The following is an 18,772-nucleotide window of genomic DNA, read 5'->3' on the forward strand; positions in this document are numbered from 1 at the left end:
CGTTCTTTTTGCATATTTATATTCGATTCGATGCTACTCAACCGTCCCGGCGTCTTTGATATAGGAAATGAAACTCTTCTTGATCGAGGTCACGATTTCTTTGCATTTTGCATATTCTTCGCTGTCGCTGGCATACTGCTCGTCGTAGTGCGGATCCAGAATGAAGATCTTGTTGCCGCAGAAGCCTAAGATGGTGCAGCCGTTTAAATCGCGGTAATGCGTGTCCTCAAATGCGAGAATGCGGAAGAGAAGTCCGCCTCCGTTGGCTTCATAGGCTGTTTTTTCATATACCTCGTAGGAATCCCCGTTCGGAACCATGATGAGTCTCGAAAATGACTGGGATGGAAGTTTGAATGAAAAATCGTCGGTAATTACTTTGGAGCCGGTCAGCTCGATGGAGAGGTTGTCCAGGTCCTCCTGAGAAAAACTCACAACCTGTGCGGAATAATCAGCTGCATAAGACGGCGTCACGTAGAGAGCCGCAGCCAGAGCCGCGCAGAGGAATAATTTTGATTTCATCCTGAGATCTCCTTTTAGTCTGTCTTTTTGTTCCACTATATAGAAGATAGGCTATGGAATCCACAGCCTATCTTAAACTCCATATAAATTTATTATAGCACAGACGTCTTTAAAAGTCAGCTGGAAATTTTATCCAAAATCAATCCAAAATCATCCAATTCTTGACTCCTTTTTCCTTTCTGGCAGGTTCTTCTGTGCGGTGGAAAGCATCAGTTTGATACGGTTCAGCTGATTAACTTCGCTGGCCCCCGGATCGTAGTCTACGGCGATGATATTCGCCTCCGGATGGCTGGCGCGCAGTCCTTTGATGACGCCTTTTCCGACGATGTGGTTCGGCAGGCAGCCGAACGGCTGGGTGCAGATGATGTTCGTCGTGCCGCTGTGAATCAATTCCAGCATCTCACCAGTCAGGAACCATCCCTCGCCGGTCTGATTGCCGAGGGAAACGTAATGCTTCGCCATCGACGCCAGATCCTGAATCCGTGCAGGCGGAAGGAAATGTGTGCTGCGTTCCAGTTCGCGGCGGCAGGTGCGGCGGAAATACTCCAGCAGGGAGATTCCCATGTTGCACAGGTGTGCGGTGGAACGTTTGCCGCCCAGATTGTCGGCTTTGAAGTTGCTGTTGTAGAAGCAGTAAAGCAGGAAATCAAGCAGATCCGGCATTACAGCCTCGGCACCCTCGGCTTCCAGAAGCTCTACCACGTGGTTGTTTGCTAACGGGGAGAATTTTACCAGGATCTCGCCGACAATGCCAACCCTCGGTTTCTGGACATCGCGTCTCGGAAGTTCGTCGAAGTCATGGATAATACCGCGGATGTTGCGGTTAAACTCTGCCATGGATAAAGAGTGTTTCTGCAGCGATTTGATGCAGATTGCTTTCCATTTCTCATGCAAGGCGTTGGCGGAGCCGGCTTTTGCTTCGTATGGGCGGGTCGCATAGAGAACACGCATGAAGAGGTCGCCGTAGACAACCGCCTGCATTGCTTTGGTAAGAAGCGGCAGGGTAATCTTGAAGCCCGGATTCGTCTCCATGCCGTTGGCATTTAACGAGATAACCGGAATCTGCGGCATACCGGCGCGCTCTAAGGCACGGCGGATAAAGCCGATATAGTTGGAAGCACGGCAGCCGCCGCCGGTCTGGCTCATGATAACGGCTGTGTGATCTAAGTCGTATTTGCCGGAGAGCAGCGCATCCATGATCTGACCAACTACAATCAGGGACGGGTAACAGGCGTCGTTGTTGACGTACTTAAGTCCTGTGTCGATAGCAGTACGGTCGGAGTTCTGCAGCACCTCCAGGTTGTAACCACAGCTTCGGACCGCCGGTTCGATGAGGTCGAAATGGATCGGCGACATCTGCGGGCAGAGGATCGTGTAGTTTTTCTTCATTTCCTTCGTGAAATAAACACGGCTGTATGCGCTGGAAACGATCGGTTTATGGTAGTGGCGCATCTCGCGCACGCGGATCGCGGCGATTAAGGAGCGCACACGGATACGTGCGGCGCCGAGGTTGTTGACCTCGTCGATCTTGAGCAGCGTATAAATTTTGCCAGAGCGGGTCAGAATATCATTGACCTGATCAGTAGTAACTGCATCCAGACCGCATCCGAAGGAGTTGAGCTGGATCAGATCCAGGTTTGGCTGTGTCTTCACATAGGAAGCTGCCTCGTAGAGGCGGGAGTGGTACATCCACTGGTCGGTGACGATCAGCGGACGGTCAACGCGTCCTAAATGGGAGACGGAGTCCTCGGTCAGCACGGCAAAACCGTAGGAAGTGATGAGTTCCGGAATACCATGGTTGATCTCCGGATCTACATGGTACGGTCTGCCTGCCAGCACGATGCCGTGGTGTCCGGTTTCTTTTAACCAGGCGATGACTTCCTCGCCCTTCTTTTCCATATCCTGACGGGAGGCGATGAGTTCCTGCCATGCCTTGTGAGCGGCGGCGCGGATCTCCTTCTCCGGGATCGACTGATCCCTGGTAAATTCTTCGACCAGACGTTTTGTCAGGATTTCCTCATTTGTAAATGCCATAAACGGATTCCGGAAATGTACCTTGTGATCCGTCAGAGATTCTACGTTGTTTTTGATGTTTTCCGCGTAGGATGTGACCATCGGGCAGTTGTAGTGATTTCCTGCTTCCGGGGTTTCGTTGCGCTCGTAAGGAACGCACGGATAGAAAATGTAGGTCAGTCCCTGGCGGATCAGCCATTCGATATGACCGTGCGCGAGTTTTGCCGGGTAGCACTCGGATTCGCTCGGGATCGATTCAATACCAAGTTCGTAGATCTGCCTTGTCGATTTCGGGGACAGAACGGTGCGGTAACCCAGTTCCTTGAAGAAGACCGCCCAGAACGGGTAGTTTTCATACATATTCAGGACACGCGGGATGCCGACGGTACCGCGAGGCGCCAGATCGGCGGTCAGCGGTTCATAATCGAACATACGGTGGTATTTATAGTCAAATAAGTTCGGAATGTCTTTTTTCTGTTTGTTGCCGCCCAGCCCGCGCTCACAGCGGTTGCCGGTTACGAACTGACGTCCGCCGTCGAAACGGTTGATCGTCAGGACGCAGTGGTTTGTACAACCCTGGCAGCGTGCCATCGTCGTCTTGTAGGTCAGGTTTAAGATCTTGTCGATCGGCAGCATCGAGGTCGTCTTGGAAGTGTCGTAGCGCTCACGGGCAATCAGAGCCGCGCCGTAGGCACCCATGATACCCGCGATGTCCGGGCGGACTGCCTCACAGCCGGAGATCTTCTCAAAACTGCGGAGAACCGCATCGTTGTAGAAGGTACCGCCCTGCACGACCACGTGTTTTCCGAGATCGGAGGCGTTGGTAATCTTGATAACCTTAAACAGGGCGTTTTTGATGACGGAGTAAGCCAGTCCGGCAGAAATATCTGCGACGGAAGCGCCCTCTTTCTGCGCCTGTTTGACGTTAGAGTTCATGAAAACAGTACAGCGGGTACCGAGGTCGGTCGGATTTTTGGCAAAGAGCGCCTCCCTGGCAAAATCCTGTACGCTGTAATTTAATGATTTAGCAAATGTCTCGATAAAGGAGCCGCAGCCGGACGAACAGGCTTCGTTGAGCTGTACGCTGTCTACGGTGCCGTCCTTGATCTTGATGCATTTCATATCCTGGCCGCCGATATCGAGGATGCAGTCTACATCCGGCTCAAATGCCGCCGCTGCGTAGTAGTGGGAGATCGTCTCGACCTCGCCCTCATCCAGCATCAGGGCAGACTTTAAGAGCGCCTCGCCGTAACCGGTGGAGCAGGAATAAGCGATCTGTGCATTCTCCGGAAGCTGGTCATGGATCTCCTGCATCGCACGGATCGCCGTCGCCAGCGGGCTGCCGTTGTTGTTGCTGTAGAAGCGGTATAGAAGAGAGCCGTCCTCGCCGACGAGCGCCACCTTGGTTGTGGTGGAACCGGCGTCGATGCCGAGGTAGCAGTTGCCTTCGTAGGTCGCTAAATCACCTTTTTTGACATCATGACTTGCATGGCGGGTCCTAAATTTTTCATAGTCAGCTTCATCAGTAAAGAGGGGTTCCATCCGCTTTACCTCGAAATCCATCTTGATGCCGTGGGACAGCCGTTCGATCAGATCGTGCAGGCTGGCAGTCGTCTTCGGATCAGAGTTCATCGCCGCGCCGATCGCCGCAAACAGATGCGAGTGATCCGGGGCAATGATCTGGTCCGTCCCCAGATTCAGGGTGCGGATAAATGCCGCGCGCAGCTCCGAGAGGAAATGAAGCGGTCCACCGAGAAACGCAACATTGCCGCGGATCGGCTTGCCGCATGCCAGACCACTGATGGTCTGGTTGACAACCGCCTGGAAAATGGAGGCGGACAGATCCTCTTTGGTTGCGCCCTCATTGATGAGGGGCTGGATATCCGTCTTGGCGAAAACGCCGCAGCGCGCCGCGATCGGATAGATTGCCTTGTAATTTTTCGCATACTCATTAAGACCGGATGCGTCCGTCTGAAGCAGCGAAGCCATCTGGTCAATAAAAGAGCCGGTGCCTCCGGCGCAGATTCCGTTCATACGCTGGTCAATGCCGCCGGTAAAATAAATAATTTTCGCATCCTCGCCGCCAAGCTCGATGGCAACGTCGGTCTGCGGGGCATAATCCTTCAGGGATGTGGCAACCGCTACAACCTCCTGAACAAATGGAATGCCCAGATGCTTAGAAAGTGTTAAACCGCCGGAACCAGTGATGACCGGCTCGACGGTCAGTGCGCCAAGTTTCTCTTCACCCTCACGGAGCAGGTCCGCGAGCGTCTCCTGTATGTTTGCAAAATGACGTTTATAATCGGCGAAAAGAAGCTTACCGCCGTCTTCAATAATAGATACTTTAACCGTTGTGGAACCGATGTCGATTCCTAATTTTTTACAGGAATTCATGTACAATCGGGGCAGTGCCCCTTCCCTCCTTTGTATTACACATGTATTCGGCTATACTTTAACATAGAATAAGGAAGAAAACAATCGGTAGGGTGCGTTAAAAAGATGCTAAAAATGTGCAAAATTTGTTAATATCGCGCATAATGGGAGAAGGGCGTTCCTGTACAAGGAAAGGCATTTTCTGCGTGGAAAATACCGCTTTTTCTGAGTTGGAATGCAGCCATTATAGAGCGCAGGCGGGTACTTTTGGAACCGAATGTGTCGTAAGATAACGTGGTGGAAGCGACAATATAATTTGACAAAGAATCCGCCGCTCTCTATAATGAAAGGAAAACGGCAAAGGATGTGAATTATGAATTTTTTTAGAAAATTAGAGCGCAAATTCGGTCGGTTTGCGATCCCGAATCTGATGTACTATATCATCATGATGTATGCGGCTGGATTTGTGATGAGCCTGTTTAATCCGTATTTTTACGTGCAGTATCTGGCGCTTGATGCAGCGGCGATCCTGCGGGGACAGGTATGGAGAATTGTGACCTTTCTCGTATGCCCGCCTCAGTCGGGCGTCCTCTTTGCGCTGCTCGCGATGTATCTCTATTATTCGATTGGATCGACGCTGGAACGCGTGTGGGGAACCTTCCGATTTAATATGTTTTTCTTTATGGGCGTGCTGGGACACATCATTGCGGCATTCCTGGTGTACGGTGTGACCGGCTTTTCGGTGCCGATGTCCCCGTATTACTTAAATGAATCGCTGTTTCTGGCGTTTGCCTGCACCTTCCCGGAGATGCAGTTCCTTCTGATTTTCATTCCGATCCGGGCGAAATACCTTGGAATGATGTACGGAGCGCTTCTGGTCTACAGTTTCTTAACGGGTGGCATTATCGCGAAAATTGAGATTGTTGTTTCGATGCTCAATTTTATCATTTTCTTCCTGATGACGCGTAACTACCGGAAGATCAGCCCGAAAGAGGCGGTTCGCAAGCAGAAGTTCAAAAACGAGATGCAGAAAGCGCAGATTCAGAAAATTTTGCTGACGCATCATAAATGTGCAGTCTGCGGACGCACCGAGAAGGATGATCCGAACCTGGAATTCCGCTATTGTTCGAAGTGTGCGGGAAATCTGGAATATTGCATGGATCATCTGTATACGCATAAACACGTGACCGAAGAAGAATTGAAAGATTCTAAATAGAACCAGGCGGTGGATTGTTTTTTAGCAGGGGAGTAACTGTTCAGCAGGTCTGCGCATTTACTGAACAGTTACGCAGGGGATTTAAATAGGCTGGATAAAGCATACAAAAGAGGCTATAAATGATTCGCTGATGGGAAAATTCTTAAAAAAATGACAGAATATGAGGAGGAATAACGGCATGAAAAAGACAAAGATTGTCTGCACAATGGGACCAAACACCGATAACCGGGAGATTATGAAGGAGTTGGCGTTAAATGGCATGGATGTCGCACGTTTTAACTTTTCGCATGGCGATCATGCGGAGCATAAACATCGTTTGGAGATTCTGGAAAGTGTGCGCGAGGAGCTGGGGATTCCGATCGCATCGCTTCTGGATACCAAGGGACCGGAAATCCGTACCGGCAAATTAAAAGATGGAAAGAAAGTGACGCTGAAAGAGGGCGATCTGTATACGCTGACGACCGAGGAGATCGTGGGGGATGAGACACGCGGCTACATCAACTATGCGGGGCTGGCGGAGGATGTAAAGCCGGGCGACCGCATTTTGATCGATGATGGCCTGATTGAGCTGCACGTGCGGGAGGTCAATGGAACAGACATCGTCTGCCGGATTGAAAATGGCGGCGAGCTGGGCGAGAAGAAGGGCGTCAATGTACCGGGAGTACGGGTCAAGCTTCCGGCGCTGACCGATAAAGATAAGGAAGACATTCGTTTCGGCGTGGATGCAGGCTTTGATTTTGTGGCGGCTTCGTTCGTCCGCAATGCCGATGCGATCCGCGAGATCCGGGCGATTCTGGATGAAAAAGGTTCTGCTATGCAGATTATCGCGAAAATCGAGAATGAAGAAGGAATTGAAAATATTGATTCCATCATTGAGGCGAGCGACGGCATCATGGTAGCCCGGGGCGATATGGGCGTGGAGATACCGGCAGAGAAGGTTCCGCACATTCAGAAGATGATCATCCGCAAGTGTAACTTAGCGTGCAAGGTTGTTATCACGGCGACCCAGATGCTTGATTCAATGATCCGCAACCCGCGTCCGACGCGTGCCGAGGTATCGGATGTGGCGAATGCAGTGTACGAGGGAACCGATGCGGTTATGCTGTCCGGCGAGACGGCGATGGGAAGTTACCCGATCGAGGCAGTCCGCATGATGAGCCAGATCGCCGAGGAGTCGGAGAAATATCTGGATTATATGTTCTACCAGAGAAGAAAGGTATCGGCGGAAAATCTTCGAAATATATCTAATACGGTATGTTATTCGTCCGTAGCGACCGCCTCCGATCTGGAAGCGCCGGTCATTGTGGCGCCGAGTGTCAGCGGATTTACGACGAGAATGCTTTCGAAATGGCGTCCGAAAGCATTGATCGCAGGTCTTTCCCCGAGCATGACGGCTGTCCGCCAGATGCAGCTCTACTGGGGTGTTAAGCCGTTCCATGCAAAACGCGCCGAATCGACGGATGCACTCTTATTTGCATCGGTGGAACTGCTGAAAGAGAAAGGTATCGTCAAAGAGGGTGAAATTGTGGTTGCAACCGCGGGTGTGGTGACACGTGCCAACCGCCATGAACCGGTAGCCGATACGAATATCATGCGTGTAATTGTGGTAGAGTAGAAACTGGATTCTGCGCCTGAATCTGTGCCCGGTTCATAGATGTATCTGGAAAATGATTCAATTTGTCCGGAGTTTGTGCCCAGGCGGAGAAAACGAGAAAAAATACCGTTACTGTTCACGCATACGTGCCCAGTAACGGAATTTGCCGTGGCTTCGCATTTAAATACGGCAAATTCCTGCTGCCACCACGTTTTCTTACGGCACTTTCGGTTCCAAAAGTGCCTACCCGTGAACAGTAACAAAATACCGTCCAATTGTGGACGTTTTTTTGGAAATCAGTTGATAAAACACGGTTTTTGGTGTATAAATAGTAGCAGGACAAAGGAGTCTGGGCGTGCCGGGAGTAGTGTATGTTCCCGGTAGTCCAGACTTTTTAGTTTTATATGTAGATTTTAGTTCGGAGGATGTAAAAGTGGAGAAGAAACCATTTGTAACACGGGAGCAGCTGGAGGAGATCAAGAAAACATACCCGACACCGTTCCACCTGTATGATGAAAAGGGAATCCGCGAGAATGGCGAGCGCCTGATGCGTGCATTTTCCTGGAACAAGGGATTCAGAGAGTATTTTGCTGTAAAGGCAACACCGAACCCATTTGTAATTGATATTTTAAAGAAACTTGGATGCGGCGTGGACTGCTCTTCGCTGACAGAGCTTATGATGGCAAAGGCGATGAAGTACGATGGCGAGAAGATCATGTTCTCCTCCAACGATACACCGCCGGAGGAATTCAAGATGGCTGCCGAGCTGGGCGCGATCATCAACCTTGATGATTTTACGCACATTGATTTCCTGGAGAAGACGATCGGTTATATTCCGGAGACGATCAGCTGCCGTTACAATCCGGGCGGACTGTTCAAGATCAGCAATGATATCATGGACAACCCAGGCGATGCGAAATACGGTATGACAACCGAGCAGTTATTTGAGGCATTCAAGGTGTTGAAAGCAAAAGGTGCGAAACATTTCGGTATCCATGCCTTCCTTGCAAGCAATACGGTTACAAATGAGTATTATCCGATGCTTGCGAAGGTATTATTTGAGGTGGCGGTCAAGCTGAAAGAAGAGACCGGCGCAGATATTAAATTTATCAACCTGTCTGGCGGCGTTGGCATTCCTTACCGCCCGGATCAGGAGCCGAACGATATCTTTGCAATCGGCGAGGGCGTCCGCAAGGTTTATGAGGAAGTTCTGGTTCCGGCTGGCATGGGCGATGTAGCGCTTTATACAGAGATGGGACGTTTCATGCTGGCGCCGTATGGCTGCCTTGTGACAACGGCAATCCATGAGAAACACACCTATAAAGAGTATATTGGTGTGGACGCGTGTGCAGTCAACCTGATGCGCCCGGCGATGTACGGCGCATACCATCACATCACGGTCATGGGAAAAGAGAACGAGCCGTGTGACCACAAATACGATGTAACCGGTTCCCTGTGCGAGAACAATGATAAATTTGCGATTGACCGGATGCTTCCGAAGATCGATATGGGCGATATCCTTGTCATCCATGATACCGGCGCACATGGTTTTTCGATGGGCTACAATTACAACGGAAAGCTGCGTTCGGCTGAACTGCTCCTGAAAGAGGATGGTTCCGTGGAGATGATCCGCCGGGCAGAGACACCGAAGGATTATTTTGCGACCTTTGATTTTTGTGATCTGTTTAAGGATATGCAGTAAAAAAGAACGTTAAATTAATATAATGCAGGAAAGACGATTTTTATTGCATCGAAATGGTGAATCTTAAGAATTTCTTCATAATTTATTTAAAGAGAATACAAACATTTTGGAGAGAGGCATGATATACTATAACCATAATAAATGCATGATACAAAAGATTTAATCCTTTAACCTTTTTGAAATCCGAATTCCTAACGAAAAAAAGTCCGGCGGAGCTTTTCCACCGGACTTTTTTTCTGCATATTTCTAATTTTGTAACTGTTCAGTACAGATACCTATTTTTTATAATCCTTCAGCCATTTCATACAGCAGACGCTCGGAATCATCCCATCCCAGACACGGGTCGGTAATGGATTTTCCGTAGATGTGTTCGCCAACTTTCTGGCTGCCTGGTTCGATGTAGCTTTCGATCATGACGCCTTTGACGAAGTTACGGATATCGTCGGAGTGACGACGGCTGTGGAGTACTTCCTTGACGATACGGATCTGCTCCATGTATTTTTTGTTGGAGTTGGAGTGGTTTGCATCGATGATGCAGGCCGGATTCTTCAGATCACGCTCGTTGTAGAGGTCTAAGAGCAGCTTCAGGTCTTCGTAGTGGTAGTTCGGCAGGCACTGGTCATGCTTGTTGACAGCACCACGCAGGATGGTGTGGGTCAGCGGGTTGCCCTGTGTCTTTACTTCCCAGCTGCGGTAGATGAACTCATGACCGTGCTGTGCTGCGTGTACGGCGTTCAGCATGACGGAGAGTGCGCCGCTGGTCGGATTCTTCATGCCGACCGGTACGTCGATGCCGCTGGCAACGAGGCGGTGCTGCTGGTTCTCAACGGAACGCGCGCCGACTGCAACATAGGACATAACGTCGGAAAGGTAGGTCAGGTTCTCCGGGTATAGCATCTCGTCTGCGGTCGAGAAGCCGGTTTCTTCGATCACACGCATGTGAAGTTTGCGAATCGCGATCAGACCCTGGTATAAGTTTGGCTTACCTTCCGGATTTGGCTGGTGTAAAAGTCCCTTATAGCCGTCACCGGTTGTTCTAGGTTTGTTGGTGTAGATTCTAGGAACCAGAATCAGTTTGTCCTTCACTTTCTCCTGTACCTTGGCAAGACGGTTTACATAATCAATAACCGCATCTTCCCGGTCAGCAGAGCACGGACCAATGATGACAAGAAACTTGTCGCTGTCGCCTGTAAAGACGTCACGGATAGCAGCGTCCTTTCGAGCTTTTTCTGCGGCCAGCTCCGGTGCCAGTGGAAACTGTGCACGAATCTCGTCCGGGGTCGGCAGCTTGCTGACATATTCAAATCCCATGAGTTTTATCCTCCTGTATTGTCTAAAAGATTTTCACACTTTAAAGCGTATAATGTTTATTATAGTATAGAAAAATCAAATCATCAATAGGTTGAGGGAAAAGAATTTTATTTCTTTTATGCTATTTTTATGTGGCTTTTATAAAACAGACCGTAGTCTATAAAAATGGTTGACGTATGTATTAAAAAAGTGTAGAATATATTCCATATCAGCAATATTTAATTTTAGTTTGATATAGTTCCATATGAAAACGGAACCGTTCATGCCTCGATTGACTGAGAGCAAGGGCGCGGCGGTCACTGTTTTTGTACGAATCCCGCACAAGCGGGAGCAGCGTTTGTTTGTTTGTTTGTTTGGTGCTGCATATGTTTGCGTGTTTTCCGAGAAAAACAGAACATTTAGCAGAAATCTGGCACTTCATTCGTCCCTATTATCTGGGGGCGTTTTTTTATGCCTTAGGAAATTGCGTCCTATGACACAAAAACGTTCAGATGAATGCGTACAGCCGACAGAAATGTGGAAAAATGAGATACTTATTTTAGGAGGAGAGCGCAGTATGAAAGGATATAAAAAGCTGATGGATATTGTGGCGATGGTTGAGAAAACCGTGCTGGTAGTCACGATGCTCCTGATCCTTGTACTGACGGTGGGAAATGTATTTTCCCGTAAGGTGATTCACCAGTCCTGGTCCTTTACAGAGGAGCTGGTTGTTGCCATTTTCGTATTAATTACGCTGCTTGGCGCGGCGCTGTCTGCGCGTGAGGGCGGATTGGTAGGCTTAAATCTGGTAACAGAGCGTCTGCCTAAATCAGCAAAGAAGCCGGTCGTGATTCTGATTACGATCTTTTCGGTTCTCTTTATGGGAATCTTATTTTACTATGGCATGGACAAGGTACTGGCGCAGCTTGCGAACCAGAAACGTACCTTTGTGCTGAACTGGCCGGAGTGGATCTTCTGGTCCTTTGTACCGATCGGTTCGGCGTGCATGATTCTTCATTTTATCGAGTTCTGTCTCGATGAGTGTACGAAAAAGGAGGACAAATAAATGGTTAGCGCAGTTCTTTTTATTACCTTTTTCGTATTATTGGTGCTGAATGTGCCGATCTCCGTCTGTCTGGGACTTTCTTCCGCAGCGGCGATCCTGTATTCCGGTACTTCTTTAACGATTGTCGCGACGAATATTTACTCCGGCATCAGTAAATTCCTGCTGCTGGCGATTCCGTTTTTCGTATTATCCGGAAATATCATGGCGAAGGCGGGGATTTCCACGCGCCTGATCCGTTTCGTTGACACATGTGTCGGTCACAGAAAAGGCGGCATTGCGAATGTGTGTATCATCGTAGCCTGCTTCTTCGGCGCGATCTCCGGTTCCGGTCCGGCGACGGTAGCGGCCCTGGGTGCGGTCCTGATTCCGGCGATGGTAGAGCGGGGCGGTTTCTCCGCAGCCTTCTCGACGGCATTGATGGCAACTTCCAGTTCCATCGCGATCGTCATCCCGCCGAGTATCGCGTTTGTCGTATACGCGTCGATCACAGGTGTTTCCATCGGAGATATGTTTATGGCAGGCATCATCCCGGGTATCCTGATGGGTCTGGCTCTGGTAGTTGTCGTTATGCTGGAGGTACGCCGCAATCATGTCGTGCCGTCCACCGTAGAGAAAGCATCCGCAAAAGAGCGCTGGAACGCATTTAAGGATGCATTCTGGGGATTTTTGATGCCGGTCATCATTCTGGGCGGTATCTACGGAGGCATCTTTACACCGACCGAGGCGGCAGCCGTATCCGTTGTGTACGGTCTGTTTGTCGGTATGATTATTTATAAGGAAGTAAAATTTAAAGACCTGTGGGAAATTCTGATTGATTCGGCAAAGACCACCGGCGGCATCATGCTGATCGTAGCGTGTGCGTCGCTGTTCTCCTTTGTCTGCACCCGTTTCGGTATTTCGACGGCTGCTTCCGAACTGTTAGCAAGAGTGGCAGGCAACCAGTTTACTTTCTTGCTGATTTGTAACATTATTTTCCTGATCGCGGGCTGCTTTATTGATGCAAATTCTGCGATGTACATTTTCATCCCGATCATGCTGCCGGTCTGCAAGGCACTGGGCTACAACGTGATCGCATTTGGTATCATGGCAACGGTCAACCTGGCAATTGGTCAGGTAACACCTCCGGTCGGTGTCAACCTGTTTGTCGCGATCGGCATCAAATTAAGAGACGGTATCCGCGTAACGCTGCAGGAGATTTCCAGGGCAGTCGTTCCGATGGTAGCCGCTTCCATTGTTGTTTTACTGATAATTACTTATATTCCGCAGATTTCGACCTGTCTGCCGGCGGCACTGGGAAGTGCGGCAGCCATTGAAAATGGCGAGACAGCCGGAGGCGACAGCGGAACCACCCAGACAGACAATGACGATTTCAACACGATCGGCGATTACAGCGATCTGGATTGGGCGGATATGACCTGGAACTTTACGTGTTCCACAACCGAGACAAGCACCTGGGCACAGGCGGGACGCAAGTTTGGCGAGCTCATGGAGCAGGCGACCGGCGGCAAGGTCAAAGTAGATGTTTACGCAGCCGATCAGCTGACAGGTGGAAACCAGTCTGAGGGCATCCAGGCACTGATGAACGGCGATCCGGTGCAGATTTCGATGCACAGCAACCTGATTTATTCGGCATTTGACCCGCGGTTCAATGTGGTATCACTGCCGTATCTGTTTGATTCTGTTGAGACAGCGGATGCAGTCTTAGATGGTCCGGCGGGCGACAAGCTGGTTGAGATCCTGGAAAGCTATGGCCTGCATTGTATGGGGATGGCGGAGAATGGTTTCCGTCAGCTGACCAACAGCGAACATCCGGTTCGTTCCGTGGAAGATATGAAGAACCTGAAGCTGCGTGTGGCTGGTTCGAACCTTCTGATGAAGTGCTATGAGCTGTGGGGCGCAGATGCGACCAATATGAACTGGTCCGAGACGTATACGGCGCTGCAGCAGGGCACGGTAGACGGGCAGGAGAACCCGCTTCCGGCGATTGATGCGGCGAGTGTACAGGAAGTACAGAAATATGTTTCCCTGTGGAACGCAAACTATGACTGCCTGTTCTTCTGCATCAATCAGAAGCTGTATGGCAGCCTGACACCGGAGCAGCAGGCGGTTGTTGATGAGGCAGGCCGTAAGGCAGTTGCTTACGAGCGTGAGATCAACCGTGCAGGCGATGAGGAGATTCTGGATCGCTGGCAGACTAAGAACGGTGTGGAGGTGCTGAAATATGAGGATCTCGACATCGAATCCTTTAAGAAAGCAGCTGAGCCGGTAACGGAATGGTTTATCGGAGAACTGAAAACCCAGGGCTTTGATGATGCAGAGGATCTGGTAAACACCTTTACTGAAAATGCGGCTAGTGCAGTTAAGACGGCGGGCATTGAAAATTCTTCGACCTATCAGGTGGAAGATCACAGTGACCTGAACTGGCCGGAAATGACCTGGAACTTTACGTGTTCCACGACAGAAACCAGTACCTGGGCACAGGCAGGACGCAAGTTTGGCGAGCTCATGGATCAGGCAACGGGCGGCAAGGTCAAAGTAGATGTTTACGCAGCGGATCAGCTGACTGGTGGAAACCAGTCCGAGGGCATCCAGGCGCTGATGAACGGAGATCCGGTGCAGATTTCGATGCACAGCAACCTGATTTATTCGGCATTTGACCCGCGTTTCAACGTGGTATCGCTGCCGTATCTGTTTGATTCAGTGGAGGACGCCGACGCGAAGCTGGACGGCGAGGCAGGCCAGAAGATGGATGAGATTCTTTCTTCCTATGACCTGCATTGTATGGGTATGGCGGAAAATGGTTTCCGTCAGCTCACGAACGGCGTGCGCCCGGTTCATTCCGTGGAAGATATGAAGAACCTGAAAGTGCGTGTGGCTGGTTCAAACCTTCTGATGAAGTGCTACGAGCTGTGGGGCGCAGATGCGACCAACATGAACTGGTCCGAGACTTACACGGCATTGCAGCAGGGTACGGTAGACGGTCAGGAGAACCCGCTTCCGGCGATTGATGCGGCAAGCGTACAGGAAGTACAGAAATACGTTTCCATGTGGAATGCAAACTATGACTGCCTGTTCTTCTGCATCAACCAGGATATTTACGACAGCCTGACACCGGAGCAGCAGGAGGTAGTCGATGAGTGCGGCAAACTTGCCGTTCAGTACGAGCGCGAGATCAACCGTGCAGGCGACGATGAGATCCTCTCCAGATGGCAGTCCAAGAATGGTGTCGAGGTCATCCCGTATGAGGATCTGGATATCGATTCTTTCAAGGCGATTGTAGAACCGGTAACCGAGTGGTATATCGGGGAACTGAAAAAACAGGGTTATAAGGATGCGGAAGAGCTGGTTGCGGCATTCAAATAGAAAAATTAGAAGTTTGAAGTTTGGTAAAAATTGAATTGTTGATTTTGGTTTTCTGGCGGTTCTGGTCCTTAGAGGATCAGACCGCCAGATTCCGTATATGGGGGAAATTTCCGTTACTGGGCACGTATGCGTGAACAGTAACTGCCGAATATTTCAATGTAAATTTTCAATCGGGCAAATATTGTGGTTGGCAGTTTGATATGATAAGATAGTTGGTATCGGTGCGCTGAAAAGCGAGATAAAAAGAAAGAAAAGGAAAAATATATGGGATGTGTACATCTGTACTGCGGCGACGGAAAAGGAAAGACGACGGCGGCGATCGGTTTGGCGGTCCGGGCGGCAGGAACGGGAAAACAGGTAGTTGCTGCCCGCTTTTTAAAAACGGACCAGTCTGGGGAGGTGGAGATTTTAAAGCGGCTCCCGGAGGTGACGTTGATTCCCTGTGAAAAAACATTTGGATTCACGTGGAAAATGACCGATGAGGTGAAGCAGGAGGCAGCGGATTATTATAAAAGTATGTTTGAGACGGCGTGCCGTGAGGCAGTGAAGCGGTGTGGGGAAGCAGAAGAGAACGGTTCGAAAGCACTGGAGGAGAATAACTTCTGTGAAACCTGCGATGTTCTGCTGGTGTTGGACGAGGTCTGCGCTTCTCTTTCTTCGGGACTTTTGGAGCTGACGGATATAGTGGATTTTCTGGATCACAGACCAGCGGGGCTGGAGGTTGTGATGACGGGGCGGAAACCGCCGGAGGAGCTGCTTTTGCGGGCTGATTACGTGACAGAGATGAAAAAAATCAAGCATCCGTTTGACCGGAAAATCCTGGCGCGGCGGGGAATTGAATATTAGAGAGGGGACTCTGAATGGGATTTATAAAGAGAAAGCATCGTCCGGAGTACGCTGCAGTGCAGCGGGAATGGGCAATGTGGGGAAAACAGATGGAAAAAACACTTCCGGGTTACGGGGAGCAGAATGAGGCATTGCACTGGATGGTACGGATTCTGACGGGGGTGCGGGTTCTGTACTGCCTGTTTTATCTGATTATGACATTTGTCTATGGAATGGAGAAAACAAATGCGGTCATGACGCTTTTGGGACCGTTTATTTTTTATGGCTGGTATATGCTTATGCTGCGGGAGAGCCCGGTGCTTACGGTGTTGATGCTGATCGGGCGTGGGGCGAGTATCGTGTGGGGCGGCGTATCGCTGCTTCAGATGAGCTGGTGGCTGCCATTTCCGCTGGTTTTTATGCTGGTGATGGCGGCGGCAATCGAATTTATCGAGGCGGTATTCTGCATCTATATGCTGTTTAACCCGCTGGCACGGCACACAATCCGCTTAAACCGGGCATTTGCACGTGGAATGCGCGTACAGGTGCCGGATGAGGGGCTGGAATAGATGGCGGCGTATCGGAATGAAGCGGCGATACTGTACACGGGTAGGCACTTTTGGAACCGAAAGTGCCGTAAGAAAACGTGGCGGCAGCAGGAATTTGCCGTATTTAAATGCGAAGCCACGGCAAATTCCGTTACTGGGCACGTATGCGTGAACAGTAACGAGGCGGCAGATGAAGAGGACAATGAGGAAGTCAAGTCTTGATTTTTACAGAATACTCTGATACAGTGGAGTCAGGACAGGATTCCGCCAACGGATCTTGTGGGACGTAGAAAAGGCATAGAAAAGAAAGAGGTAAAATATGGCAGATAATAAGAATATGACGCAGGAAGAGATCGACAACGGCGAGGAGATGACAGTGACTCTGACATTGGATGACGGCAGAGAGATTGAGTGTGTTGTTCTGACGATTTTCCCGGCAGGCGGCAAGGATTATATTGCCCTTCTTCCGATGGATGACATCGAGGCAGAGGACGGAGAGGTATATCTGTACCGTTACAGCGAGGATGAGAACGGACAGCCGAACCTGGAAAATATCGAGGACGACGATGAGTATGAGATCGTGGCAGATGCGTTTGACGAGCTTCTGGACGAGCAGGAATATGATGAGCTGGTCGGCGAGGACGAGCTGGATCAGTAATTAGGCAGGCAAAAGACAGGACGCCCAGGTACTTCGCAGGCAGAAACGGCGAGGCATCTGGGCGTTTTACATCTTTTCAGGGGTGGTACGATGGAACTGAAACAGGAGTTAAAGCTCAAACAGACCTTGTCCCAGAAAATGATACAATCCGCAAATATTCTTCAGATGGGGCAGATAGAGCTGAAAGAGTACATAGAAGAGATGGCGCTGGAAAATCCAGTGGTGGATCTGGAAGAGCGGGAGCCGGAGAACGGACGGCTGGAAGAAAATGGAGAGCTGAACGAGAAAATCCGCAGACTTGAAGAACTTGCCAGCCTTGACCGCCAGAACCAGACCTATTATCAGGATGAGGAAGAAGAGGCGGGGCGATTAGAGCCGGGACGAAGTCAGGAGGGGCTTTTGGAATCACTTCTGGAACAGGCGTGTATGCTGCATCTGACGAAAAGAGAAGAAAAAATATTCCGCTATATGATCAAAAATCTGGATGCAAGCGGATATCTCAGCGTGAATTTTGGAGAACTCTGCGCTGGGCTGGGAATTGAGGAGACAGAAGGAGAACGGATCTGGAAAAATTTTGGCAGGCTGGAACCGTGTGGGATCGGGGCACGGTCGCTGAAGGAGTGTCTGTTGATGCAGCTGTCTTACCTGGCAGAAGACGGCGGCGCGGTGATTGATATTGTTCAGAATGGAACGATGCGAACCGAAATGTTGGCGGCACGCATCATTTCCAACCATCTGGATCTGCTGGGAAAAAACCAGATGAAGCAGCTTGCCCGTGCATGCTCCTGCAAGCTGGAGGAAGTGCTTCTGGCAGCAGCGCGGATCCGGGAGCTGAATCCCAAACCGGGAAGCGGATATGGGGATGAGAGCTATGATAAATATATTGTACCAGATATAATTATCTCACAGACGGAACACGGATTTGAAATGCAGCTTTCCGATGAGACACTGCCGCAGATTGCCATCAATCCGTATTATCTGTCATTGATGAAGCAGAAAGATACCGAGACGGAGGCGAAGGACTACATCGAGGGAAAAATCCGACAGGCTGAATGGGTCTGCCAGTGCATTGGGCAGCGCAATCAGACATTGTCGCGGCTGGCAGAAGAGATTTTGTGCGTACAGGGGGAGTTTTTTGCAAAAGGAAGTGGAAAACTGGCTCCGTGGACGCAGAAACAGGCGGCTAAATCGCTGGGGGTCAGCGAGCCGACGCTGAGCCGGACAGTGCGTGAAAAATATCTGCAATGCCGCTGGGGGATCTTTCCGCTGTCATATTTCTTTTCAAGACACATGGCTGCGGGGGGATTCGGGATGACGGATAAGGGAAGAATGGCAGATCGGGAAGAGGCGGCGAATCAGGAAGAAACGGCGGTTCAGGCAGAAGTGGTGAATCGGATGGAAACAGGCAAAGATCCGCGGGAGGCAATCCGCCATCTGATCAAAACGGAAAATCCGAGAAAGCCGTTCAGCGACCGCGTGTTGTCAGAAAAACTGGCGGAAGCGGGGATCACGCTGTCGCGGCGGACCGTGGCGAAATACCGGGAAGAAATGGGAATCCGGGATGCATCCGGGCGGAAGTGCTTTGGTATCTGACAGAAAACATAG

General features: G+C 50.2%; 12 protein-coding genes. 9 read left to right on the plus strand and 3 right to left on the minus strand.

Annotated elements, in window-relative coordinates; all coding sequences use genetic code 11:
- Positions 1–33: 33 nt before the first annotated feature.
- Positions 34–519, minus strand: coding sequence for a hypothetical protein (locus tag DW720_RS08160; RefSeq protein WP_118749499.1), 486 nt, complete (start codon positions 517–519; stop codon positions 34–36).
- A gap of 150 nt (positions 520–669) precedes the next feature.
- Positions 670–4,926: a 2-hydroxyacyl-CoA dehydratase gene (locus tag DW720_RS08165; protein WP_118749500.1), complete on the minus strand. Its 4,257-nt coding sequence runs from the start codon at positions 4,924–4,926 to the stop codon at positions 670–672.
- Between the two features lie 352 nt (positions 4,927–5,278).
- Here DW720_RS08165 and DW720_RS08170 point away from each other — a divergent pair, with 352 nt between their 5' ends.
- The 3 genes from DW720_RS08170 to DW720_RS08180 all read left to right on the plus strand — a co-directional run bounded on the left by DW720_RS08170 (position 5,279) and on the right by DW720_RS08180 (position 9,417).
- Positions 5,279–6,121, plus strand: a complete 843-nt coding sequence (locus DW720_RS08170) for a hypothetical protein (protein ID WP_118749501.1) — start codon at positions 5,279–5,281, stop codon at positions 6,119–6,121.
- Positions 6,122–6,281: 160 nt separating this feature from the next.
- Positions 6,282–7,736: a pyruvate kinase gene (pyk, locus tag DW720_RS08175; protein ID WP_279221245.1), complete on the plus strand. Its 1,455-nt coding sequence runs from the start codon at positions 6,282–6,284 to the stop codon at positions 7,734–7,736.
- A gap of 412 nt (positions 7,737–8,148) precedes the next feature.
- Entirely contained in the window at positions 8,149–9,417 is a 1,269-nt protein-coding gene (locus DW720_RS08180; protein WP_118749502.1) for a diaminopimelate decarboxylase, read from the plus strand.
- A 282-nt stretch (positions 9,418–9,699) separates the two neighbouring features.
- Here DW720_RS08180 and DW720_RS08185 read toward each other — a convergent pair whose 3' ends face one another.
- Positions 9,700–10,728: a 3-deoxy-7-phosphoheptulonate synthase gene (locus DW720_RS08185; RefSeq protein WP_117796364.1), complete on the minus strand. Its 1,029-nt coding sequence runs from the start codon at positions 10,726–10,728 to the stop codon at positions 9,700–9,702.
- A gap of 556 nt (positions 10,729–11,284) precedes the next feature.
- Between DW720_RS08185 and DW720_RS08190 the strand changes: the two genes are divergently transcribed.
- The 6 genes from DW720_RS08190 (at position 11,285) to rpoN (ending at position 18,760) form a co-directional block, all read left to right on the plus strand.
- Positions 11,285–11,773 carry a TRAP transporter small permease gene (locus DW720_RS08190; protein ID WP_118468093.1) on the plus strand — a complete coding sequence of 163 codons (489 nt, stop codon included), beginning with the start codon at positions 11,285–11,287 and terminating at the stop codon, positions 11,771–11,773.
- A complete protein-coding gene (locus DW720_RS08195) occupies positions 11,774–15,136 on the plus strand; it encodes a TRAP transporter large permease subunit (protein WP_118749503.1) in 3,363 nt (1,120 codons plus the stop codon). It abuts the gene before it with no gap.
- A gap of 264 nt (positions 15,137–15,400) precedes the next feature.
- Entirely contained in the window at positions 15,401–15,982 is a 582-nt protein-coding gene (locus DW720_RS08200) for a cob(I)yrinic acid a,c-diamide adenosyltransferase (RefSeq protein ID WP_118749504.1), read from the plus strand.
- A 14-nt stretch (positions 15,983–15,996) separates the two neighbouring features.
- Positions 15,997–16,530 carry a hypothetical protein gene (locus DW720_RS08205; protein WP_117796368.1) on the plus strand — a complete coding sequence of 178 codons (534 nt, stop codon included), beginning with the start codon at positions 15,997–15,999 and terminating at the stop codon, positions 16,528–16,530.
- A gap of 298 nt (positions 16,531–16,828) precedes the next feature.
- Positions 16,829–17,167 carry a DUF1292 domain-containing protein gene (locus DW720_RS08215; RefSeq protein ID WP_022358993.1) on the plus strand — a complete coding sequence of 113 codons (339 nt, stop codon included), beginning with the start codon at positions 16,829–16,831 and terminating at the stop codon, positions 17,165–17,167.
- A gap of 90 nt (positions 17,168–17,257) precedes the next feature.
- Positions 17,258–18,760, plus strand: a complete 1,503-nt coding sequence (gene rpoN, locus DW720_RS08220; RefSeq protein WP_118749505.1) for an RNA polymerase factor sigma-54 — start codon at positions 17,258–17,260, stop codon at positions 18,758–18,760.
- The last annotated feature ends 12 nt before the right edge of the window (positions 18,761–18,772 follow it).

Origin of the sequence: Clostridium sp. AM27-28, assembly GCF_003480955.1 — a bacterium.
Lineage (GTDB): Bacteria > Bacillota > Clostridia > Lachnospirales > Lachnospiraceae > Otoolea > Otoolea fessa.